General features: G+C 47.0%; 16 protein-coding genes. 10 read left to right on the top strand and 6 right to left on the bottom strand.

Translation table 11 applies throughout. From position 1 onward, the window contains the following. Positions 1-68: 68 nt before the first annotated feature. From AC23N5_RS13980 to AC23N5_RS14025, 10 genes are all read left to right on the top strand, one after another. Complete coding sequence (locus tag AC23N5_RS13980; RefSeq protein ID WP_164490270.1) at positions 69-791, top strand: hypothetical protein; 723 nt, start codon at positions 69-71, stop codon at positions 789-791. Between the two features lie 18 nt (positions 792-809). Next, positions 810-1,841, top strand: a complete 1,032-nt coding sequence (locus AC23N5_RS13985; protein ID WP_487756059.1) for a hypothetical protein — start codon at positions 810-812, stop codon at positions 1,839-1,841. Between the two features lie 177 nt (positions 1,842-2,018). Next, on the top strand, positions 2,019-2,624 hold the full coding sequence (locus AC23N5_RS13990; RefSeq protein WP_487756060.1) for an RNA polymerase sigma factor: 606 nt from the start codon (positions 2,019-2,021) through the stop codon (positions 2,622-2,624). Between the two features lie 59 nt (positions 2,625-2,683). Further along, positions 2,684-3,703 (top strand): FecR family protein, encoded by a 1,020-nt coding sequence (locus tag AC23N5_RS13995; protein WP_487756061.1) that lies wholly within the window; start codon positions 2,684-2,686, stop codon positions 3,701-3,703. Between the two features lie 21 nt (positions 3,704-3,724). Beyond that, complete coding sequence (locus AC23N5_RS14000) at positions 3,725-7,168, top strand: SusC/RagA family TonB-linked outer membrane protein (RefSeq protein WP_487756062.1); 3,444 nt, start codon at positions 3,725-3,727, stop codon at positions 7,166-7,168. Between the two features lie 22 nt (positions 7,169-7,190). Then, positions 7,191-8,762: a RagB/SusD family nutrient uptake outer membrane protein gene (locus AC23N5_RS14005; protein ID WP_487756063.1), complete on the top strand. Its 1,572-nt coding sequence runs from the start codon at positions 7,191-7,193 to the stop codon at positions 8,760-8,762. A gap of 111 nt (positions 8,763-8,873) precedes the next feature. Beyond that, a complete protein-coding gene (locus tag AC23N5_RS14010) occupies positions 8,874-10,349 on the top strand; it encodes an arylsulfatase (protein ID WP_487756064.1) in 1,476 nt (491 codons plus the stop codon). A gap of 147 nt (positions 10,350-10,496) precedes the next feature. Then, on the top strand, positions 10,497-11,939 hold the full coding sequence (locus AC23N5_RS14015; RefSeq protein WP_487756101.1) for a sulfatase family protein: 1,443 nt from the start codon (positions 10,497-10,499) through the stop codon (positions 11,937-11,939). 217 nt (positions 11,940-12,156) lie between these two features. Next, positions 12,157-13,824, top strand: coding sequence for a L,D-transpeptidase family protein (locus tag AC23N5_RS14020; RefSeq protein WP_487756065.1), 1,668 nt, complete (start codon positions 12,157-12,159; stop codon positions 13,822-13,824). 9 nt (positions 13,825-13,833) lie between these two features. After that, positions 13,834-15,096 (top strand): Hsp70 family protein, encoded by a 1,263-nt coding sequence (locus AC23N5_RS14025; RefSeq protein WP_183971047.1) that lies wholly within the window; start codon positions 13,834-13,836, stop codon positions 15,094-15,096. Between the two features lie 51 nt (positions 15,097-15,147). Here the strand turns inward: AC23N5_RS14025 and AC23N5_RS14030 are convergent, their stop codons facing one another. The 6 genes from AC23N5_RS14030 to AC23N5_RS14055 form a co-directional block, all read right to left on the bottom strand. After that, a complete protein-coding gene (locus AC23N5_RS14030; protein ID WP_487756066.1) occupies positions 15,148-16,440 on the bottom strand; it encodes a TolC family protein in 1,293 nt (430 codons plus the stop codon). 67 nt (positions 16,441-16,507) lie between these two features. Continuing rightward, on the bottom strand, positions 16,508-19,609 hold the full coding sequence (locus tag AC23N5_RS14035) for an efflux RND transporter permease subunit (protein ID WP_487756067.1): 3,102 nt from the start codon (positions 19,607-19,609) through the stop codon (positions 16,508-16,510). Next, the gene (locus AC23N5_RS14040; protein WP_183971050.1) at positions 19,606-20,676 is read right to left on the bottom strand and encodes an efflux RND transporter periplasmic adaptor subunit; all 1,071 of its coding nucleotides are present in this window, start codon (positions 20,674-20,676) and stop codon (positions 19,606-19,608) included. The genes AC23N5_RS14035 and AC23N5_RS14040 overlap by 4 nt, the downstream gene beginning before the upstream one ends. Positions 20,677-20,954: 278 nt before the next feature. Beyond that, the gene (locus tag AC23N5_RS14045; protein WP_487756068.1) at positions 20,955-21,713 is read right to left on the bottom strand and encodes a LytR/AlgR family response regulator transcription factor; all 759 of its coding nucleotides are present in this window, start codon (positions 21,711-21,713) and stop codon (positions 20,955-20,957) included. Positions 21,714-21,739: 26 nt separating this feature from the next. Beyond that, positions 21,740-23,956, bottom strand: coding sequence for a histidine kinase (locus tag AC23N5_RS14050; protein ID WP_487756069.1), 2,217 nt, complete (start codon positions 23,954-23,956; stop codon positions 21,740-21,742). Beyond that, positions 23,953-24,564: a hypothetical protein gene (locus AC23N5_RS14055; RefSeq protein ID WP_183971053.1), complete on the bottom strand. Its 612-nt coding sequence runs from the start codon at positions 24,562-24,564 to the stop codon at positions 23,953-23,955. The genes AC23N5_RS14050 and AC23N5_RS14055 overlap by 4 nt, the downstream gene beginning before the upstream one ends. Positions 24,565-24,662: the final 98 nt, after the last annotated feature.

Below are 24,662 nucleotides of genomic sequence, written 5' to 3' on the forward strand. Positions count from 1 at the left end.
TTTATAACTTTCGTGGTAATACGCGTTCGCATCGAAACAATCATTGAAAACATCAAACCTTTACAACAGTGGCAGACGAACCCCAAAAAAGTAAAATGAGCGGTTGGCTCCGCGATTTAGCAGGAGTTTTTGTGGTACTAGACGACCCAAAAACCGAAGAAAAACCAGCCGCACCTGCGTCCGCACCCGCTCCTTCCGCGCCGCCCAAAAGCACGCCTGTGAGTGCGCCTGTGTTTGTGGCTCCCGCTTCCAACGATTTTGTGGAAGACCTACGAAACCGTTTTCGGAAGATTTTGGAAGAAAAAAATCAGCCTGGTTTCGATTTTTATGAGTTTTCGCAAATGTTATTGCGGACGAGCACCAACCCTAGTGTAGAGCATTTTAAGACGGCCTATGAAGGCGCTAAGCTCCTGAATCCTAATTGTAATCAACAGTTTTTGTTGGAGTCGGCGGCCTTCTATAAAACAGAATTACAAAAAGCGTTTGAAGCGACAATTGCGGCGGGTGAACAAAAGAAAAACGCCCTCACCACTGAAAAAGCCAAAGAACAACAGCAGCTTAATACCGAAGTGAACGGCATTGAGCAACAGTTGGCGGATTTGAAACAGAAAATTGCCAATTTGGAAAAAATACAAACCGAGAAATTAGCGGCGCTCAACGGAATAGATAGTAAGTTTACGGACAAGTTTGCCGAAATTGAACAAAAAATTCAGGCTACCGTGACGGCCAAAGAAGGCGTTGCCAGTGAAATTAGCTTGATTGAAAACGGCATAAAGCAGTATATTTCGTAAAATTTAACCACAACTACTATGAATTTAACTGGTGCAGGCAAAGTCCTTTTGATTTTATTCATCGCGGGGTTATTGGGCGCAGGGTATTATTTCTTGGGCCCCGATCCTAAAAAAGCCATAACAGAACTGACGACCAAATCGCCCGAAGGTGGCCCGTCGGCAAGTACCACAACCGAATCGACGGCCTCGGACGAAGGGTCTTCCTCGGCCAGCAGCGAGTCATCGGCAGAGGCTACTTCGACGGCTGGGGCTTTTTCTTATACCGCTCCTGAGCCCGTGGATGGGAAGCTCAAAGGTGTCGTCGAATTGGGAGCCAGCGGATTTAACTCATTTGTGGTGAACATCGACAAAGACAAAAATTGGAAGCTCGAACACGCTGAGTTTGGTAACAGCATGGTCATCGAAAACATGGCTTCTGATTACGACATCCGCATTGGCCTGAAACGCTACATCGGTAACATGATGGACCACGGTGTGAGTGGCAAAGACATTCACTTTGTGGTGAGTTCGGGTGCATTGAAGGCCGAAGTAACGGGTAAAATTATCAAAGTGTTGAAAGACATGGGGTACATGGTCAACACCGTAACGCCCGACCAAGAAGGTTCGCTGGGCTTGAAGTGTGCCTTGCCTGCTTCATTTAACGACAAAGGCTTCTTTACCGACATTGGTTCAGGAAATACCAAAATCGCCTGGACAGAAGGTGGAGGTATCAAAACCCTTGAAACGTACGGCGCTAAGTACTACGAAAAGGGAGTAGCCGACGACAAGGTATATGAAGAAGTAGGGGCAATGTCGAAGCAAGTGCCAAAAAGCAAGCGAGAAATATGCTTTATCATTGGCGGTGTGCCGTTTGATTTGGCCAAAGAGGTACGAAATGGCAAAGAAAGATATACCGTTTTGAAGGCCGCCGAGGCGTACAAACTCGACAAAGCCAAATCAAAAGCAGGAGGAAATATTTATAAAGCCGTTGCTGATGCCACGGGTTGCAAAACCTTTGTTTTTGACTGGGATGCCAACTTTACCATTGGCTTCTTGTTGGGCTTGAAGTAACTGTTCGTTTTTTCTTTTAAAAGAGGCTGTTTCACCAAACAGCCTCTTTTGTTTTTATTTGTTTATGTTGTTTTGTACTTTTCCACGATTTTAAAAGATTTAAAAGAAATTTATATAACCTATTGTTTATATATTCTATTTTTGCCTTGAGAAACTCGGCTTTCATTTTATGCAGGTATGAATTCTGACCAAAAGGAGACACATTTGACAAGTTGGAATCGACTCAGGGCGGGTGATAACTATGCTTTGGGCGAATTATACGATGGGTATATACAAATCTTGTACAAATTTGGCCGCCGACTTTGCAACGATGAAGAACTACTAACGGACGCCATCCATGATGTATTTGAGGATATTTGGAAATACCGAGCGTCGTTGAGTGAAGTTGAGGCAAACAACATTCAATTTTATTTGTGTAAATCCCTAAAAACCAAACTGCTCAAGTACCTCAATCGGCAGTCGAGACATACGCAACTTTCTGAATTTGAGGAGATAAATGAGGACTACATAGAGCCCGTCGATACATGGTTTGTCAACCAAGAAACCGAATCCCTCCAAAAATATCAGCTCGAAAAACACATTGCTCAACTCCCTAAGCGTCAGCAAGAAGCGCTTCTTCTTCGTTTTTACGATAATTTAAGCTACGACGAAATCGCCGAAATGATGTCGCTCACGCGTCATTCGGTCTATAATCTTATCTACAAAGCCCTCGGCCAACTGCGAGATAATTGGATATTTGTGGCTGTTTTTGGGCTGTTGAAATTTTTTTATAAATTTTTTTAAAAAAGAAAGAGGTAATCTTCGCACTTCGTTTCTCTATGTGGTATAATGCCTCCGAGAGAATGCCTGAACCCTTAACAAAATACGCCTCCTTTGACGCTGTGCAACTCGCAGCCGATGACTTTTTCCAAGATTGGGTACGAAATCCTTCGGGAGAAACTGACCAATTTTGGAACGAATTTCTCCACACCTATCCTGAACGCCAAACGACGATGGAAGAAGCCCGACAGTTGGTACAACGAGTCGAAGTTCGTTTGCCTGACATGCCAGAAGCGAAAGTTCAGGCGCTCAAAACCCGACTTGAGCAAACCATTGGCTTGCCATTGTCGCCGCAAGACGCTCCCGTCGTGCCTTTGCGCCGTTCGTTTGTGAAACGATTGAGCTGGGTAGCCGCCGCTGTGGTATTGCTAGTAGGCGGTGTGGTAGCTGCTTGGTACACGTCGCAACCTACCACAGTCTCGTACGCCACTTCTTACGGAGAAACCCGCAAAGTTGAGTTGCCCGACGGTTCGGTGGTTAATTTGAATGCCAACTCCACCTTGTCGTTTTCGGAAGATTTAGAAGACAAGGCCATTCGGGAAGTGTGGTTGCAAGGGGAAGCGTTTTTCGATGTGAAACATACGCCAACCGATGCGAAGTTTCGGGTACATACCAACGACCTCGTGGTGGAAGTGCTCGGGACGGAGTTCAACGTCTCAGACCGCCGCAAAACGACCCAAGTGGTGCTTCAATCGGGCAAAGTTCAAATCAAAGCTGCCCAACAATCGGCGGTCTTACGACCTGGTGATATGGTGGAGTTTCGGGCCGATACGCGTAGCTTGACGCAGCGTAAAGTGAGAACTGAGCTGTACAGTTCGTGGCAACAAAACATTTGGATTTTGGATGGCGAGGCAATGAGCGATGTCGCCCAGCGCATCGAGGATAACTTCGGGATTGAAGTAAGTTTTGAAAACCCTGCCCTTGCCAACGAAAAAATCTCGGGAACTATTCCTTCGGGCAGTGCCGAAGAAGTACGAGACATTTTGGCCGATCTTCTAAAAGCCGACTGCCAACTATCAGAGAAAAAACTAACGATTAAATAAACCTAACTTTTGAGATAAACCATGTACAAACCATTACTATTATCCTTTTTGGTCTGTGGGATAACAGGTTTTGTTCAAAAAGCAAATGCGCAAGTGTTTGCCGCCAATTACACAACCATTTCTCAGCAAAACAAAAATCAACCCGACCGCAAAGCGTCGATTCCTTTGAAAGAAGCACTACGCGATGCCGAAACGCGTTTTGGGATTCATTTGGTGTATAAAACCGACGAAATTCCGAATCGGTTGATTGCAGCCGACGCCCTCAGTGGCAAACTCGAACAGGTGTTGGAGAACCTCCTCAACCCTGCGGGTTTGACCTACAAAAAAGTGAGAAATACCTACATTATTAAAACCAAAAAAGCAAAAACTTCGGGCAAGGAAATTCTCACACCTAGCGAGCCAAGTCCAGAAGCGTTGCCCAGCACTAGAACGATTTCTAATGATTTCTCAAGTCTTCGGACGGTGCCTTCGCAACTTCAATTTCCAACCTCAGCGACCCGTGCTGTAGTGTTGGAGGATATAAAAATTGCGGGAAAAGTGGCAGAAGAAAACGGTCAAGGTTTGCCTGGCGTAAGTATTTTGCTCAAAGGCACTAACCGTGGTACAACCACCGACGTCAATGGTGGATTTCAACTTGCCGTCCCCGACGAAAAAGCAGTGCTGGTGTTTAGCTACGTGGGCTATTTACCCCAAGAAGTGGTGGTAGGTGGTCGCACGGCCCTCACTATCACGCTGGTCGCCGACACCAAAGCACTCGGTGAAGTGGTCGTTGTCGGTTATGGCGTTCAGAAAAAAACGAGCTTGACCAGTGCCGTTGCCGAGGTAAAAAGTGAACAACTGACGCGCCGCCCCGTGTCGAACGCCAACCAAGCCTTGCAAGGGATTGCGCCTGGGGTGACGATTCTTGACCGTGGTGGTTCGCCTGGCCCCAACTCTCGTGCCACGGTGCGGGTACGTGGTATCACTACGTTGAGTTCAAACGATCCGTTGTTTATTGTAGATGGAGTAGAACAACCTTTTAACACCATCAACCTCGATGATATTGAAAGTATTTCGGTACTAAAAGACGCCTCATCGACGGCGATTTACGGGTCGCGGGCGGCCAACGGGGTTGTACTTGTAACAACCAAACGCGCCAAGTCAGGGAAAGCAGTGGTGGATTACAGCGGTTTTTATGCCGTTCAAAATGCCATTAATAAACCCGAAATGATGGATTTAGAGCCTTACATGCGTTTGCAAAACGTGGCGCTTATCAACTCAGGTGCAGCGGCGAAGTTTAGCGAAGCCCAAATTTCAGAATATGTCAATGCCACTGACCGCCTTAAATTTCCTTTGCCCAACACGTGGTTTAAAACCGTGTTACGGGCAGCGCCGCAGTTTAGCCAAAACGTGTCGGTTAGCGGTGGAAATGAGTTTTTTCGCGGCCGTGTGGGAGTGCGTTACCAAAAACAAGGCGGAATTGCTCCTAATTTTGATAGCGATGTGAAAGAAATTCGCGCCAATACCGATTTTAAAATATCCAATCGGTTGAGCGCAAGCGTGGACATCAACTACCGCAACAACAACTGGCAAACGCCCGTGAGCGAGTTCAACGTATTTAATACCATGTTTCACGGGTCGCTATGGGCTGTTCCAAAATATCCTGATGGTACTTACGGCGTGAGTGCTCAAGGCAATAATCCCTTGATGTACGCCGAAATCGCAGGGCTTTCACGGAACATTCAGGACTATTTGTTTGGAAGTGGAAAAGTAGAATGGGAAATCATTCCGAACCTGAAATTTAGCAGCCAATACGCGATTCGTTATACGGCAGAGCAAAACAAAAACTACACCAATGCTTATACAGTCTTGGATTATTACAATCCGTCGTTGGTCAGAAAAACCATTCCGCGCAGTAGTTTGACCGAAATCCGTAGCGTAACGCGTGAAACAACCCTCAATAATTTATTGGGCTACAGCAATACGTTTGGTCAACACGAAGTAAAAGCATTGGTAGGGTACTCAGAAATTCAGAACAAATACAACACCATCAATGCTTATCGGGAGGATTTTTATAACAACGATGTGCAGTCGATTGGCGCAGGTTCTGACAACAACAAAAACAGCGGTGGCGTAGATTCTCAGTGGGGACTTCGCTCGTTTTTTGGACGGGTAAACTACGCTTTGGCCGACAAGTATTTGTTTGAAGCCAATGCGCGCTACGACGGCTCATCGCGTTTTACGGGTGACAAAGTGTATAGCTTCTTCCCGTCGTTTTCGGCAGGCTGGCGTTTATCAGAGGAGAAGTTCTTTGAGCCACTCCGCGCCGTGGTGGGTGAGTTGAAAGTGCGTGGTTCGTGGGGAAGAACTGGAAACCAAGCAGTAGGCTTGTACAGCTATTTCCAAACCCTTAACTCTTCTACCTATACGTTTGGTGGCTCGGTGGTGCAAGGCTACGTTCAATCGAACTTGGCCAACCCGAACTTGACGTGGGAAACCACCGCCCAAACCGACATCGGATTGGATGCGCAGCTTTGGAACAACCGCTTGAGCTTTACCTTTGATTATTACGACAAATTGACCGACGGTATTTTGCTGAACTTGCCTATTCCAACAACCGTAGGCTTGAATGCCCCACCCCAAAACGCAGGAAAAGTGGGAAACAAAGGAATCGAATTGGGCTTGACATACCGCAACAAAACCAAGAGTGGTTTCTCGTACGAAATAGGTGGAAACTTTGCCCAAAACAACAATAAAGTGATTGATTTGGCCAAAACAGGGCCTTACATCTCAGGCACGGACATTGACCCGCGCTACATCATCAAAGAAGGGTTGCCGTACAATGCCCACTGGGGTTACAAAACCGATGGGTTGTTCCAAACGGCGGACGAAATCAAAGCCTATCCTACGTTGGTGCCTAACATGAAACCTGGTGATGTGAAGTACGTGGACTTGAACAACGACGGAAAAATCAACAGCGATGACATGACGTTTATTGGTCTAACGTTCCCGCGTTACACCTTTGGACTAAACACCAATTTTAGCTACAAAAACTTTACGCTCTTTACCCAGTGGCAAGGTGCAGCGGATGTGGACACGCGCTTGTCGGGGGCATTGGCCGAAATGGGTAACTACGAAGGTTTTACGCACAAAATTTATACCGATAACTACTGGACGCCCGAGCGCCCCAATGCGCGTTTCCCTCGTCCTGTAAAATTGGATTTGCGCAACGTATCCACGTCTGACCGTATGATTATCGACGGGTCGTACTTCCGCATGAAAACCATTCAATTGTCTTACAGCTTGCCAAAAGGCTTGCTGGAGCGTATCAAAGCGGGGCGGGCTACGGTCTATGTGAGCGGCACTAATTTGCTTACGTTCTCGAAGTTGAATGAATGGAACCTCGACCCCGAAGCAGAATCAGGACGCGCGACCTATTATCCTCAAACGTCGCTGACCACGGTTGGTCTTAATGTACAATTTTAACCTTTAAGAAAAGCTTAAAACAATGAAAATCAGATATATTTTCCCTCTTGTCGTAGGCTTAGGTGTATTGTCGGGTTGCGAACAAAACCTGCTCGATACCGTGCCCAACGACCGTATTTCTTCGGATATTTTCTGGAAAACCGAAAGAGACGCGATTCTTGCCTCAAACGGTCTCTATCCTGCTTTGGACGGGGTCAACATCTTTGCCATTGAAGGCGTCACGGATATTTCGCACGTCAACCAAGTATTTCAAGTAGAGTCTAACATTGAAAAAGGCATTCACGATGCGCTCAATTCGCGTCCCCAAAGTGAATGGACGTCGGCTTACCGTGGGATTCGTCTAGCCAACGATTTTTTGGCCAACATTGATAAAGTCCAAACGACCAACACCGCCCTTATTGCCCGCCTCAAAGGAGAAGCACGTACGCTCAGAGCGTATCAATATACCAAGCTCGTGGGGCTTTTTGGAGATGTACCTTTGGTAACGACGACCATCGGTATTGAAGAAGGACGGACGCTCAAGCGGACATCCTCGGCCCAAATTTGGGATTTTGTGCTCAAAGAACTTACCGAAGCGGCCAACGATTTACCCGCAACCCAAGCCGACAAAGGGCGCGTCACCAAGGGGGCGGCCTTGGCCTTGAAAGCACGGGCTGCGCTCTGGGCGGGGCGTTACCAAGAAGCGGCTGATGCGGCCAAAGCGGTGATTGATTCAAAAACGTACGCCTTGTATTCGAGTTATGCCAACCTTTTCTCGTACGCAGCCGAAAACAATTCGGAAGTGATTTTGGACAAACAGTTTATTAAGGATACCTATTCTAACAACGTGTTTGCGAGCATGGGGCCGTATAGCCAACGCACAGCCAACAACACCTACGTGCCTACCAAAGCGCTGGTGGATGCGTACCCAATGGCCAACGGCAAGGACATTACCGACCCTACCAGTGGTTTTGATCCTAAAAATCCGTATGCCAACCGCGACCCGCGTTTGAGAGCCTCGATTTTTGTACAAGGCGACGATTTGCCCGATGGGAAGAAATTTGACCCGCGTCCAACAAGCGGAACGGCCGATGCCATTGGCAATACGTACTTAGCCACTTCGACGGGTTTTGTGTTGAAAAAATACATCAACAAAGAAGACTTAACCACGGGTGGAAACTGCGGAATCAACATCGTTTTGTTGCGGTATGCCGAAGTTTTACTTACCTATGCCGAAGCAAAAATTGAACTTAATCAGATTGATGCCACCGTTTACGACGCCATTAACCAAATTCGTCAGCGTGCCGATGTGAAACTGCCTGCCTTGGCGACGGGGCTATCGCAAGCACAGTTGCGCGACGCCGTCCGTAAAGAGCGCTTGCTTGAGTTGGCGTTTGAAGGACTTCGTTTGTTTGACATTCGCCGCTGGAAAACTGCCGAAAAAGCAATGGTAGGAGATGTGTACGGAATGACGTACGCAGACGGTGCCGATTTGAAAACCATTCAGATTGCGTCATTTACCCGCGTTTTTGACCCTGCCAAACACTACCTCTGGCCTATTCCACAGAAAGAACGCGAACTCAACCCCGAGCTTACCCAAAATTCGGGCTGGTAATTTGACCTGACACATCAGTAGTATCCAACTCCATTTCTATTTTAAAACAAACAAGCAGCGGTAGGACGTCAAGTGCGTTCCTACCGCTGGTTTAATCAACCGAAGCAGAATATGAAACGAATTGTTTTGTTGCTTTTCCTTTGTTGGGGAACAATGGCATTGGCCCAAAAATCGACCTCAAAACCCAACGTCATCTATATCTTTGCCGACGACCTTGGCTACGGTGAAGTAGGTGTGTATGGGCAAAAGAAAATCAAAACCCCCAACCTCGACCGACTGGCGGCGGGCGGAATGCGCTTTACACAGCATTATTCGTCGGCGCCTGTGTGTGCGCCCTCACGTTGCGGATTGATGACAGGCCGCCATACAGGCCATACGTACATTCGCGGAAATTACGAACTTGGTGGTTTTGAGGACGATAAAGAGGGCGGACAAATGCCGTTGAACGAAGGGGCATTTACCATTGGGCATTTGTTCCAAAAATCGGGCTACAAAACGGGCGCGGTTGGAAAATGGGGAATGGGCATGGCCAATACCACAGGAAACCCCAACCAGCAAGGCTTTGACTTCTTCTACGGGTTGCTTTGCCAAAAACAATCGCACAATTTCTATCCTACCCACTTGTGGAAAAATGGGGAAAAAGTGGCGCTAAATAACCCCTACATCAAAGTCCATCGCCCCATGCCTGAGGGGGACGAAAACTACGAATATTACGTAGGGAAAGACTACGCCATCGACAAAATGACGGAAGAGGCAACGGGCTTTATCAATGATAACAAAAGCCGTCCTTTCTTCCTGTATTTGCCTTATACCTTGCCTCACTTGTCGCTGCAAGCCCCTGCGGAGGCGGTCAAAGAGTACATCGGTAAGTTTGACGAAAAACCATACCGTGGACAAACGGGCTATGCCTCTACGCGGTATCCGTACTCGACCTACGCGGCTATGATTTCGTATTTGGACAAGCAAGTAGGGCAGATTTGGGAGTTGGTGAAAAAACTCGGGATAGAAGACAACACCATCATTATGTTTTCGAGCGACAACGGGGCGACGTTTGTGAAGCACGTGGATGCGGCGTTTTTTGAAAGTGCGGGTCCGTTTCGTGGGCTAAAAATGGACGTGTATGAGGGCGGAATCCGAGTACCAATGATTGCGTATTGGAAAGGGAAAATCAAGCCTGGACAAGTCACAGACCACGTTTCGACGCAATACGACGTGCTGGCCACTTGTGCCGATTTGTTGGGAACCAAACCCGCCCTTCCAACCGATGGAGTTTCGTTTTTGCCCACACTTTTGGGAAAATCCACGCAGGTTCAACACCCTTATTTGTATTTTGAATACCCCGAAAATGGCGGGCAGTTGGCAATTCGGAAAGGAGATTGGAAGGGTGTAAAACGAAACGTAAAAGCAAACCGCAACGGCGAATGGGAGATTTATAACTTAAAAGCCGACATTGGCGAACGGAACAACGTGGCTGCCGCTCACCCCGAGTTGGCCAAGGAATTTGACGAAATCGTACAGCGCGAACACCGCCCCGCGCACGTTCATGAATGGGAATTTGTGGATCCAAAATTTGAAGTGAAGAAGTAGTGAATAGTAGTTACGTTCACTTTTGAGTAGTCGCATAATTGTTTGATATACTGTGATTTGTAATTAACGGTTAACAAATAACGATTAACAGATAACAGTGGCTTGCCACTTAAAATTATGAAAAAGCTTTCAACTGTTTTTTTTGCAATGTGTGCCTTGGTCGGCATTTCGGCCTTTACCATTTTTTCAACCGAACAAGCCCCCAAAGCCACTTCTCCCAACATCATTTTGATTTTTATGGATGATTTGGGCTACGGTGATTTGAGCTGCTATGGGGCGCTGCAATACCGTACGCCTCAGCTCGACAAACTGGCGGGAGAAGGGGTGCGCTTTACCAATTTTTTGGCAGCCCAAGCGGTTTGTAGCGCTTCGCGGGCAGCGTTGCTGACGGGCTGTTACCCCAACCGCGTTGGCATTTCGGGGGCGTTGTTTCCCAATGCTAAAGTGGGATTAAACCCCGACGAAACGACGATTGCCGAGTTGTTGAAAGAAAAAGGCTACGCCACGGGCATGTTTGGAAAATGGCATTTGGGCGATAAACCTGAGTTTTTACCAACCAAACAAGGCTTTGATGAATACGTTGGTTTGCCTTACTCCAACGATATGTGGGCGGTGCATTACGATGGAAAACCAATTAACAACGAGTCTGACAACCGCAAAAAGAGTTTTCCATATTTGCCTTTGTTGAGCAACAACGACACGATTCAAGAAATCAAAACCCTCGATGACCAAGCCAAACTGACGGGGATTTATACCGAACGTGCCGTTAATTTTATTAAAAAGAACAAAAAAGCCCCATTTTTTATCTATTTACCTCACTCAATGCCCCACGTACCGATTGCGGCATCAGCCAAGTTTAAGGGGAAAAGTAACCAAGGAACTTACGGCGACGTGCTGCTCGAAATCGACTGGTCGGTGGGAGAAATCATGAAAGCCTTGAAAGAAAATGGGTTGGATAAAAATACAATGGTGATTTTTACGAGCGACAACGGCCCTTGGCTCAACTACGGAAACCACGCAGGCTCATCGGGCGGCTTTCGTGAAGGAAAAGGCAATAGTTTTGAAGGTGGTCAGCGCGTTCCTTGCATCGTTCGCTGGAAAGGTGTCACGCCCGAAGGAGTCGTTTGTAACAAACTTACTTCGACGATTGATTTGCTGCCTACCATCGCCAACATCTGCGGGGCAAAACTCCCTACCAAAAAGATTGATGGGGTGGATATTTTACCGCTGCTCAAAGGCAACATGGACGCCACGCCTCGGAAGTATTTTTACTACTATTACCGTCGCAACAACCTAGAAGCCGTGCGTCGCGATGACTGGAAACTCGTACTGCCGCACGAAGGTCGCACTTACGAAGGGCAACAGCCAGGCAACGACGGTTTCCCAGGAAAAGCCCCCGAAAATCATCCGTTTCCGTTGGCATTGTACGACCTTCGCCGCGACCCGTCGGAGCGCTATGACGTGAAAGAGCTTTATCCTGAGATTGTGACCGAGCTTCAAAAAGTAGCCGACGAAGCCCGCGACGACTTAGGCGATGACCTCACCAAACGCGAAGGTAAGAATGTACGACCTAGCGGCAGGGTGAAGTAATAATTTGTAATAAAGATTCCCCGCAGATTTTCGCAGAATAATGGCTTCATTAAGTCCTTTTTCTGCGAAAATCTGCGCCTGTATTCTTCTGCGTGCATCTGCGGGTAAAACATTGAAATTATTTACTTATCAATGCAACAAAAAGTCGCTCCCCAGCTAGGTGGAACGACTTTTTTGTGTTTTCTTCCGACACTATTTCTGGAATCCTATGCCTCCTATGAACAAAAACGAACGTTATATCGCCATCGCCGTTGGGGTGTTGCTCCTGATTGGGGCCGCTGTCTATTACCAATTTCGCCAAAAGGAAACCGTTAAACAAGCATTTGCCCCCGACTCAACGGTCTATTCCAAACAAGATTATACCACTTTGGTACTCGATAGTACCGTGTTGGCGTCGTTTTTTGCGTCGCGTTCATTGGCCGATAGCCTTCAATCGGATGTGCGCTCGTTTTATCAGCGACGCGGCTATCAGTATGCGTGGTTTAGCGAAAACCGCCTGGCCAACGCCGCCAACAACTTCAATAACTTACGGCAAAGCTACATCAGCGATTTTGCGGATAGTAGCTTGTACAACGCCGAAATCGACCGATTGGTGAACGAGGCCGAAACCCAAGGAACGAAGTTTTTGGCCAATAAGGTAGAAGTACAAACCCTCGAATTGCTGCTGACTACGGCGTTTTTTCAGTATGCTGATAAAGCATACGCGGGTACGGTCAAAGATTTGTTGGATTTGGAGTGGTTTATTCCCCGCAAAAAGAAAAATTTTCAAGCCTTGTTAGACACGCTCGTCCTCGCCAAAGGCCAACCGATTCGTGAGCCTGTCAATCGTTATTATACGTTGTTGAAAGAAAAACTGCGTCAGTACCGACTCCTTCAGCAACAGGGTGGGTGGCCTAAATTGGAATTTGAAGGGAAAGCGCCCAAAAAAGGCGACGAAGATTCGACGGTTTTGGTGCTGAAACAAAACCTACACCGCTGGGGCGACTTAAAAACGCTGGATTCGACGAGCATATTTGATGACTCGGTGGCCGTGGCCTTAAAACGCTTTCAGCACCGAATGGGGCTTTCGGAAACGGGTAAATTGGACGAAAAGACGTTGGTGGAAATGAACCGACCCGTGGAAGAACGCATCCGTCAAATGATGCTCAACATGGAACGCCTACGGTGGGTACCAGATGAACTCGAACCGAATATGCTGCTGGTCAATATTCCAGAGTATCGCTTACATGTGTTTGAAAACGGCGTTCAGTCTTGGATGAGCAAAGTCGTGGTGGGAAAGGAAGCGACTAAGACAAGTATTTTTAAAGGAAATCTCTCGTACGTGGTGCTAAATCCGTATTGGGTGGTGACCAACAACATCATCAACAACGAAATTTTGCCCAAACTCAAACGCAACCCAGGGTATTTGGAACGAAACAGCATGGAAGTGGTGTCGGGCAACAAAGTGATAAATCCGTACTCTGTCAAGTGGAGTTCTTATACTAAAAACGTTCCATATACTATTCGACAAAAGCCTGGCAAGGGAAATTCGTTGGGAAAAGTCAAGTTTTTATTTCCCAATAGTTACAGCATTTATTTGCACGATACACCCTCCAAAAGCCTCTTTGGCGAGACCGCACGCGCCTTTAGCCACGGCTGTATCAGGGTGTCTGAACCCGAAAAATTGGCACTGCACGTGTTAAAAAGTCTCCCAGAATGGAACGAAGAGAAGCTAAATGCCGTTTGGAAAACACAAAACGAGAAATGGATAACCGTTCGTCCTTCGCTTCCAGTGTATATTGTCTATTTTACAACCTGGGTGGATAATACGGGTCAGCTCAACTTCCGCCGTGACTTATACGGGCTGGATAGTGCGTTGGCAAAAGAAGTTTTTGGAGAACAATAACAAGCACAAATGTCGGAAATTTCATGCGGCGTTGATTTCGGAACGTCAAACTCTACCATTGCATTTTACCGAGATAACCAACTTACGTTGGTGCCCGTCGAAGGGACAAACACCACCATTCCTAGCGCGATTTTCTTTGAACGCATCGACAACACGCCCCATTACGGACGCGACGCGGTGCAGCTGTTTTTGGGACGGAACAAAGGCCGTTTTATGCGCAGTTTGAAGCGGATATTGGGAACAACGATTATGAAACAAGGAACGCTCGTCAACGGCAGTCCGATGTATTTTAGTCGAATCATTGGTCAGTTTGTCAAAAACCTCAAAGACAAAGCCGAACTGGAAGCGGGCCAAGAAATCGACAGTGTGGTGATGGGGCGGCCTGTTCATTTTATTGATAACGACCCCGTAGGCGACAAAAATGCCCAAGAAGAGCTGCGGAAAATTGCGCAGCAAGTAGGCTTCAAACACATTGAGTTTCAGTTTGAACCCATTGCCGCCGCTTTTGCCCACGAAAAAAACGTATCGGGCGAAAAACTGGCGTTGGTGGTGGACATCGGCGGGGGTACGTCCGATTTTACGGTGATTCGCCTTTCCCAGCATTTTTTGAATAGAACCAACCGCGCCAACGATATTTTGGCCAACACAGGGGTGCGGATTGGCGGAAATGATTTTGACAAAGACTTGAGTTTGATTTCGTTTATGCCCGAGTTGGGTTTTCGTAGTACGTACGGCGACAAACACTTGCCCGTACCGCTCAAGTATTATTACGACTTGGCCGAATGGAGTAAAGTCAACTCGCTTTATACGCCCAAAAACCGAATGCAGATTTACCAGTATTTGGGCCAATCGCACGACCCTGAGCGACTTTCACGCTTGTTGAATGTCATCGACCAAGAAAGCGGGCACGTGTTGTTAGGAGCTGTGGAAGAGGCAAAAATCGCTTTGACTTACCACGATGTCAATTGCTCATCACTTGATTTTTTGGCGGAAGGGTGTACCGTTGAGACGTCCAAAGCGGTCTTTGAAGAATCCATTGCCGCAGAAATTGAGCAAGTGACCGTAGCCGCAACGGCCTGTGTACAAGAAGCAGGTGTTCGCCTACAAGACATTGAATTGATTATTTTGACGGGAGGTTCTACCGAGATACCCGCAGTTCAACTTGCCTTTAGAGAATTGTTTTCCCATGCCGAAGTATCGGATACCAACAAACTGGACAGTGTGGGCGTGGGATTGGCTTATGATAGCCAACGTAAATTTCAAATGGGGTAAATGGGGTGGTTGGGGTGTGTTGGGGTTTCTCAAAACCCCAACCACGCTATTTTATTTTAAGTCATTGGCCAAACGAAGCAATTCGATTTCGGCTGCTTTGGCGGCAAAACTGTAATTGACAAACGCGTACCCGATGCTTTCAAAACTCTGTTGGGCTTGGCGTACCTCCACGATGGTCGCTTGGCGAAGCTGATAACGTTGGAGTGTCAAATCAAGTAGTTTTTTTGAAAGCTCTACGTTCTTCTTTTGCTCTTCCAACTGCTGCAAATTCATCGTATAAGTTTGGTATGCTTTCACGACGTTGTTGCTCAATGTCCGTTGGAGAATCTCTTTGCGTAAGCCCGCATTTTTGGTATTGATGGCGGCGATTTGTTCTTGGCGTTTGAAGATACCTCCGTTGTAAATAGGAATCGTTAAGCCTACGCCCAAAAACGGCCCACTACTTTGGTTGAGAAGTAGCTGCCCAGCGGTTTGTTGGTTACGGTTGTAGTTGAAACCCATGTTTGCCCGCAGGGTGGGGTAGCGTTGTGCTTGAACTTCTTTGGCTGCCCATTCCGCAATTTTGATTTGGTTGTCGGCTGCCATCACGTCGGCATTGCGGTTAGCATTGCGCAAAATATTGTCCATTTGAAGGCTTTTATCAACCATAATCGTGTCTTGGATGGCGATAAGCGTGTCAGGACGCAGGTTTAACAAAAGCAATAAATCGGTTTTGGCTTGGGTCACAATCAGTTGTTGCGACTGCTTGGTTTGAAGCAAAGCGTTCAAATCAAGCTGAGATTGAAACAAGTCGGCGTTGTTGGCCAATCCTACGTTTTGTTGCACTTTTACCAACTCCAGACGGCGCTCTGCCACATCAATCGACTGGTCGATGGTGCGGATATACGCTTGCTGACGAATGACGTCATAATAGCCCGCCATTACGCCCGCAATCGTGTTTTGAACTTGGGCGTTGAGCAACTGCTTGCTTTGGATTTCGAGTTGCTCAAGGCGTTTTTTAGTCGATTTAACGCGGTTGCCATTGTAAAGCAAAATACTCCCAGTAACGTTGGAGTTCAGCTGATTGGCCGCCGCGCCGTTTCGCTTAATTTCCACCCCCGTGTTAAGCTTCTGATTGACGTTGGTGTATTGCTCGTTGTCGTTGATGGTGGCCGTTACTGTAGGTAAAGCACCAGCGATACTTTTGTCGTTGTTGATATGGGCTACCTGAATGTTGTTTTTCAACACCTCAATGTCGAGGTTATTTTTGAGGGCAATGCCGATGGCATCGTTCAGGGTCAAGTTTTGAGAAAAGGCGATTTGACCAGAAATGGACAAACCTAATACGATCAAAAATTTCCTCATTGTGATGAGATTACGTGCCAAAGCACAGTTAATCATTATTGGTTAATTGTAGATAAAATGGTGGAAGTTAGGCGTTGCTAACTTCCACAGTCTTTTCTTCTACGTTATCGGCGTTTTTGTGTTTTCCCGAAACAAACGTATATACCGCTGGAACGACAAACAAGGTAAGAACAAGGGAGAACATGATGCCACACACAACCACAATTCCGAGCGGAATACGGCTGGTACTGGCAGCTCCCAAGCTCAACGCAATCGGCAAGGCTCCTAACGACGTAGCAAGGCTGGTCATCAAGATTGGACGCAAACGTTGCGTTGAAGCGTCGATAACGGCTTCTACTTTCTTGAGGCCATGTTCGCGTCGTTGGTTGGCAAATTCCACAATCAAGATTCCGTTTTTGGTTACTAGACCAATCAACATAATCATTCCGATTTGGGAGAAGATATTGAGGGTTTGGTCAAAAGCCCACAAGCTTAACAACGCCCCTGCCAATGCCAATGGTACCGTAATCATGATGGTGAATGGGTCGATAAAGCTCTCAAACTGAGCCGCCAATACCAGATAAATCAACACCAGGGCCAACATAAAGGCAAAAAGGATGTTAGACGAACTTTCCGAGAAGTCACGCGAGGGGCCTGACAATGCCGTTTGGTAGCTTTCGTCGAGGAGTTTATTGGCAATACTTTCCATGGCTTTGATACCGTCGCCGATGGTGTAGCCTTCCGCCAACGACGCCGAAATAGTAGCCGCCTTGTAACGATTATAGTGGTAAATCGTGGTAGGAGTCGTACTTTCTTCCCAACGGATAACAGAACTCAACGGAATGTTTTCGCCGCGCGAGTTGCGTACGTACAAGCGACCGATGTCTTCGGGCTTGTTACGGTCGGTGCGCTCTACTTGGGCAATGACTGAGTACTGATAACCATTTTGAATGAAATAAGCCAAGCGACCCCCACTAAACGCCGCCTGAATGGTGGCTACTACGTCTTGAGTGGTGAGCCCTAAGTCTCTGATTTTCATTCGGTCAACGGAAAGTTTCAACTCAGGACGGTTAAACTTCAAGTTGACATCGACGTTGGCAAAAGTCTTGTCCGAACGAGCTGCTTCCAAAAATTTTGGGATAATAGCGCGGAGCTTATCAAGGTCTTGGTTTTGAAGAATAAACTGTACTGGCAAACTACCACGCGAGCCAAACCCTACCGAAATCGTTTGTTCTTGAACGGCAAACACCCGTGCTTGGTTAAAGCGACCGAGCTTTTTCTGCAAATCGTTCACAATATCGCTTTGGCTACGGGTACGCTCGGTGGGTTCTACCAAGGCCAAACGAGGTGCTGCGCTGTTGGTAGCACCACCTCCTCCAGGACCTCCGCCTGGCGTACGAACAAAGATAAAGTCGCGTTCAGGAATCGAATCGTATAAAAATTTACCTAAATCATCGGCGATTTTGGACATGGCGCTGTAACTTGTTCCTTCGGGAGCAGTCACGTTAAAACGAATACTACTGCGGTCTTCCAACGGTGCAAGTTCGCTTTTCAACGTACCCATGCAATACCAAATAATCCCTCCACAGGCCAATACAATGACCCACGCGATCCAGCGAACTTTCAAAAATCCCGTAAGCATGGCTTTGTAGCCGTCTTCCATCCCACGGAAGAAAGGTTCGGTTTTTTGATAAAACCAACCATGACCTGCGTTTTTGCGTGAAAGATAGACGTTCAATACAGGCGTGATGGTGAGCGATACAAAGGCGGAGACGAGTACGGCGGCGGCCAATGTTACCCCAAACTCGCGGAAAAGACTACCAATAAACCCTTCCAAGAAAATAACGGGTAAGAATACAATCGCCAGGGTAATAGAGGTTGAAATAACGGCAAAGAAGATTTCTTTACTTCCTTCAATGGCTGCTTTCCGAATCGGCAAACCTTGTTCGAGTTTCTTAAAGATGTTTTCGGTGACTACAATACCGTCATCGACCACCAGACCCGTGGCAAGTACAATCGCCAACATGGTAAGGATATTGACTGAGAAGCCCGCTAGGTACATAATGAAAAACGTAGCCACGAGCGAAATCGGAATGTCAATCAATGGACGAATCGCAATGAGCCAATCGCGGAAGAAAAGGAAGATAACGATAACCACCAAGATAAACGAAATGATGAGCGTTTCTTCTACTTCGGCGAGTGAATTACGAATGTTTTTGGTGTTGTCACTTAATACTTTGATTTGGACGTCGCTTCGGCTGCTTTTCTGAATCTGCGCAACGCGTTTGTAAATTTCGTCCGCAATTTTGATGTTATTGGCACCAGGTTGGGGGATGATGGCCAAGCCCACCGCGTGTAAGCCGTTGTATTTCCAGCTTTGTTCGAGCTGCTCTGGGCCTAATTCTACTTTGGCGACATCGCTCAAGCGCACGATTCCCGTCGCATCTTCACGAATGATAAGGTCTTGGAATTGCTTCTCGGTGGTCATACGACCCAATACTCGGATGGTTAAATCCGTGTTGTTACCGTAGATTTTTCCAGGAGGTAGCTCAATGTTTTCGTTGTTCAGTGCCGAACGAATGTCGGAGAAGGCAACGTTGTAAGCGTTCATTTTGTCGGGATTAAGCCAAATACGCATGGCGTAGCTTTTTTGCCCAAAAATGTTGATAGCACTTACCTCGTCAACGGTTTGAAGCTGTTGTTGGAGGACGTTTTCGGCGTAGTCGCTCAATTCGAGCAAACTTTTACTTTCACTCTGAATGGCCAAAATCATAATAAAGTCGCCGTTGGCATCGGCTTTCGATACCACTGGCGGCGCGTTGATGTCTTGCGGAAGACTACGCAAGGCTTGGCTCACCTTGTCGCGCACGTCGCTGGCGGCTGCTTCGAGGTCAACGCCGAGGTTGAACTCTACGCTGATTTGGCTGCTTCCTTGCGAGCTAGAAGAAGTAATGGTGCGGATACCTTGAATCCCGTTGATTTGTTTTTCAAGAGGTTCGGTGATTTGGCTCTCAATGATGTCGGGGTTAGCACCTGTATATGAAGTGCTCACCGAAATCTGCGGAGGGTCAATGGCGGGATAATCCCTCACCGCCAAAAACGAAAGCCCCACGACTCCAAAAATAATGATTGCCAAGTTCATCACTGTGGCAAGCACGGGGCGGTTTATGGATAATTCTGAAATGTTCATTTCTTTTCTTTTCTTACTTTGAGAACGGCGTCAGGTTTGGCAAACAATACCCCTGTTACAACGACAGAGTCGCCCACGTTAAGACCTTGGGTAATTTCTACACTGTTGGAACTACGGATTCCTGTTTGTACATTGACAAACGCAGCTTTTCCGTTTCTGACCAAAATAACTTGGTTGTTGCGGTCGTCAGGAATGATGGCATTGGTCGGAATCATGATGGCTTTTTTGTTGTTACCATTGCCAATAATTACCTTGGCAAAAGCCCCAGGATTGGCGCGAGAATCGTCCATGAGTGCGCGCACAACCAAGCTACGGGTGAGTCGGTTGGCTTGCGGCTCAAGGGCGATCACGGTGGCTCGGCTCAAAACCGAATCACGCCCGTCCACGCGTACCTTTACTGTCGAACCAATCCGAACCAATTCGCTGTATTCTTCGGGAAGGGTAAAATCAATTTTCTTTTTGCCCAACTGCTGAATCGTCGCAATGATGGACGTAGGGGTTACGTACGAACCTGGGCTGATTTGACGAAGACCAATCGTTCCTGTAAATGGCGCACGAAGTACCGTCTTGTCAATCAACGTTTGGGTATAAGCCATGTCCGCCTTGAGGGTGTTGACAGTATTTAAAGCGGCGTCATAGTCGCTTTGGTTAATGCCGTTTACGTCAAGAAGTTTTTTGAAACGTTCTTCGGTGCGCACGGCGTTGTCCAATTGCACTTTGGTTCGTTGCATTTGGGCTTCGAGGTCGGCGCTGTTGATGCGGGCTAAAATCGCTCCTTGTGTGACCGTTTTTCCTTCGGGAACATTGAGATAAGTCAAGCGACCGCTTACTTCGGGGCGTAGCTCGGTCGATTCGCTCGGAATAATCGTTCCGTTGACTTCAACTACATTCGTGAGGGGCTGAGGAGCAGCTACCATGACATCGACAAGGGTAGGTTTGTCTTTTTTCTCTTCGCGACCGCCACCTCCTTCTTTTCCCTTTTTTTCTTTACAAGCCGACAGCGACAAACAAACCAATACTGTCGATAAACTTATGTAAAAAGAATACGTGGGTTTGGAATAATTCATTCAAAATAAGATTTAGAGAGCTCTGTAGTTCGTTTAGTGAGGTATTAACAAGTAAACAAATGTAAGTGTTATGCAAAAATGGTGTTTAGGTATCGTACCGAAAGCCCCTAAAAATGAGAGCAAACGGCTTTTTGACGCTACAACCCCTTTTGTAAGTTTATTACGACAAAAAAGGGCTTTCGTCCTACTGTAAAAGTGGATTGAAGCCCTTAATTTACCCAGTAAAATGTACAAATCACCCCTATCGCTCGACGGAATGATTGATTTTGTCGATATTTCTAAAATTCCATCAGGCGCTTTACGTTTTCTTGATAGGTACTGCCTGACTCGATTTTGGTTTGTTTTTGGTCAAGCATCACAATCATGTATTTGCCCGTAAAATACCGCTCCATCTCCCTGATTTTGGTGCTGTTGACAATCGTTGAGCGGCTTACTCTTACAAAATTTGACGGTAGTTTTTCTTCTAAACTCGTAATCGTATAATTCATCAAATACTGTTTATTATCGATGGTATTGAGCAGTACGTACTTGTCTTCGGCCTGAAAAAAACTAATGTCCGATAGCGGGACAAACAAGATTTTGTCGCCGCTTTTGACCGAAATAGAGTGCATTTCTTTCTTCGGCACCATGCTTCCGATGAGTTGCCTGAGGCTTTCTTGGCTGAGTGTTGGTTCTTGTTCGGGACGCAGGTTTCGGAGTTTGTCCATCGTTTTGGCCAAACGCTCTTTTTCAACGGGCTTGAGCAAATAATCAATGGAGTTTTCTTCAAAGGCTTTGATGGCGTACTGGTCGTAGGCCGTCACAAAAACGACCATAGGCATATACGACAGCCGTGATAGCATCTCAAAACCTGTCATTTGGGGCATTTCGATGTCCAAAAAAAGTAAATTGGGGCGTAGCGTTTCAATTTTTTGAATGCCTTCGAGGCCGTTGAGGGCTTCGTCAACCACCTCAATGAGGTCGTCAAACTGCGCCAATAAACGTTTGAGGCGCCCTAAGGCAATGGGCTCGTCGTCGATAAGAAGGGTAGTAAACATAGCTAAAAGTCGTTAGAGGCGATGGTTTATTTCCAGTCTGTCCACTCGTGGTCACGCGGGAGGCTGATGATGACCGCTTTGTGGTCGCTGTTTTGAATTTGTAACGTGGCCTTGTCGCCATATACCAATTGAAGTTTTTCCCGAATACTTCGTAACCCGTATCCGCTGGCTATTTCTTCTTTGAAGGCAGGGCCATTGTCGTGAATCGTAAACAGAATATGGCTGGAGGTGCGTTCGATGCAAATTTCGATAATTCCGTGGTCAAGCAACTGCGAAATACCGTGTTTGATGGCATTTTCGACCAGCGGTTGCAGCAAAAAACGCGGAATTTTTACGTCCAACAACGACGGTTGTACTTCGACTTTAAACTGAAGCCGATTCCCAAACCGCATTTGTTCAATCGCCAAATACGATTTTACTACATCCAATTCCTCAGAAATACTATGGCTATACGCCTCAGTGCGCCCTGTGGTATAACGAAACAACTTCGACAATTGAATCGTCATTTCTTCGGCTTTGTCGGGGTCTAGGTGGACAAGCCCCGCGATGCTGTTGAGTGAATTGTATAGAAAATGCGGGTTGATACGCGCTTCGAGGGCGTTGAGTTGGGCCTTGGTTTTTAATTTTTCGAGATTGAGCAATTGGTATTCCTGTTCCGAAATTTTGCGCGTAATCTGCCGCGTACGTTGCCAATAATACAAATAAGCACAACTCACAATTTGGGGTAAAATCAAGTAAAAAATAGTGGTTGACTTCACGTTGCTGGGCCAAGATGCAACGGGGATTTTGCTCCAATAAAAAATGCCAATGACGGTTTGGAACGAAAGAACAAATAGAAAGGTAAGTCCAATGACCGTGAGGTACTTGGCCCAAGGGAAATGCACTTTGGAATCGAGGAAATGAATGAAAATTTGCAGCGCTAACCAGGCTCCGAGGCTATTGGCGATATTGGAAAAAAAGATGCCCGTGGATAAAATGTTGTGGGAACGAAAAAACTCCAAAGAGAAATAAACGACCCCACTCAGTCCATATCCCAAAAACAAACAGAACAAAAACGCAATCAGCATTCCTTCAAGCGAAAAGGGCGAAGGCGTTCGCTCGTGGTTGTTGGACACTGCGGGAGGAGGCGCTGACGGAGTGGGTGATGGTGGTGTGGGCGTATTTGGTTCCGTAAACGGGTGACGCGGATAATCAGTAGGAACATACGAATAAGGCGCAGGAGCAGGCGTTCCTGACTGATACTGCGACAGCGTAACCCGCCCGCCAAAGCTCCGAATGGTAACGTTGGGGCCGCCACCGTTGAGTTTGCCTCGTAAATTGCTTCGGGACGAATAGCCGTTAAAGTCTTGAAAACGAGGATGCCTTACGCGCCCCGCGACCACTTCCAAGTCTAGCCCTTGGTGAAGCGGAAGCGCCACTTTGATGTTTCCGCCTGAGGTGTCAAACCACGAATATTGGTGAATCGACGTTACTTCGGCAGTGATATTTCCCCCACGGGTGCTGGCGCCTATGTTGCCGTTGAGGTGCCTAAGCCGCACGTTTCCTCCCGAGGTGCTACATTCTAAGTCGCCCGTGATATTGGTGGCTTCGATGTTTCCACCCCACGTACTTCCGTTGATTTTGCCTTTGTGGTTATGAATAATCACATTGCCGCCTTTGGTGTCGGCGCGGATAGATCCTTCATTGTCGCTAACAGTAACTTTGCCCCCAAACGTGCTGAGTTCAATATTGCCTTGACAATGAGCTACTTCGATATTACCGCCCATGGTTTTGCCAAGGTAGTTGCCTTCTGAATGAAGCAAGAGCAAATGCCCACCCCAAGTATCAAACTTATGGTTTCCCGAAAGGTGCTGAAGCCGAACGTGCCCACCGTACGTTTTGATAAATGAATGCAACGAGGGAGGTAAAAAGATACGAAACGACGTGCGGTGAAAATGAACCCAATTGTAAGGGTTAAAGTAATTGGGCCGCGCCGTGATTTTCAACGATTCGCCCACGATGGTCATCACCAAAGGGTTGATGTCGGAGGGAAATTCGGTGACGGGTTCTTGGTACAAAAAAAGAGATAACAAGCTGCGTACGGAGGCAAAAACCTCTACCCGAATGGCATTTTCGTCGTGGCCAATCAATTCTACGTTGCCCGATAATGTTTCCAATTGAAGGTATTTTAACCCTTCGGCGGGGTAAGTCACCACTTTAGAAGGTGCCCCCAATTGTTGGTCAGGAGTAAGTACGGTGCTCATCGTTGTTCAGGTTTACGTACTAAAAAGATGGCTACCAATACCATAAAAACCACCGTAAAAGGCGTAATGCTGAGGTTTCCTAAAAACTGAATAACTCCCCAAGCGGTGGTTTTTGGAGCAATAAACTGATGCGATTTGAGCCAGTTGAAGAAGAACAGGTGCGTAAAAAGTTGGATGCTCAAATTGGTAACGGTGCCAATAATCATGATGACGATGAAGTTGACCGAAAATGCAATTTTGTTCCAAAAAACGTTCAGTTTGAGTTGTTTCCAAAGAAGCCCTCCTTCAGTAGTTATGCGTTTTGGGAAAAGAACAATTTGTTTAACCCCCGCTTGCCAAGAGCCTTGCCCCAAAACAAGGACAATCAATCCGAGGCGAGCGACGACGACAAGGACATCAATGAGGGCAAAAAGCCAAGGAGAAATAACCCCAAAGCCGCCTCCTTGGGCCAATCGCCCAAAAGCCGCGATGAGGTTGAGAACACCTACTTTTATCCAATGTTGGTTGATAAACCGTTGCGTTTCTGAAATGAGTTCGGCGAAGCCGAGGTGAATGGCTCTGAGTTCCATGGCGGAAGTTTGGGGGCTGTTGGGTGATGAAACAATCATACGAGGTAAAAATAGCTGTTTTGATAACGGATACAAAGCTATTTTGCCCGTGTGGATTCTACAGGGCAATTCTGACAAACCCCTCAAAAATGGGAGTA

The organism is Runella sp. R5_40, from assembly GCF_057652295.1.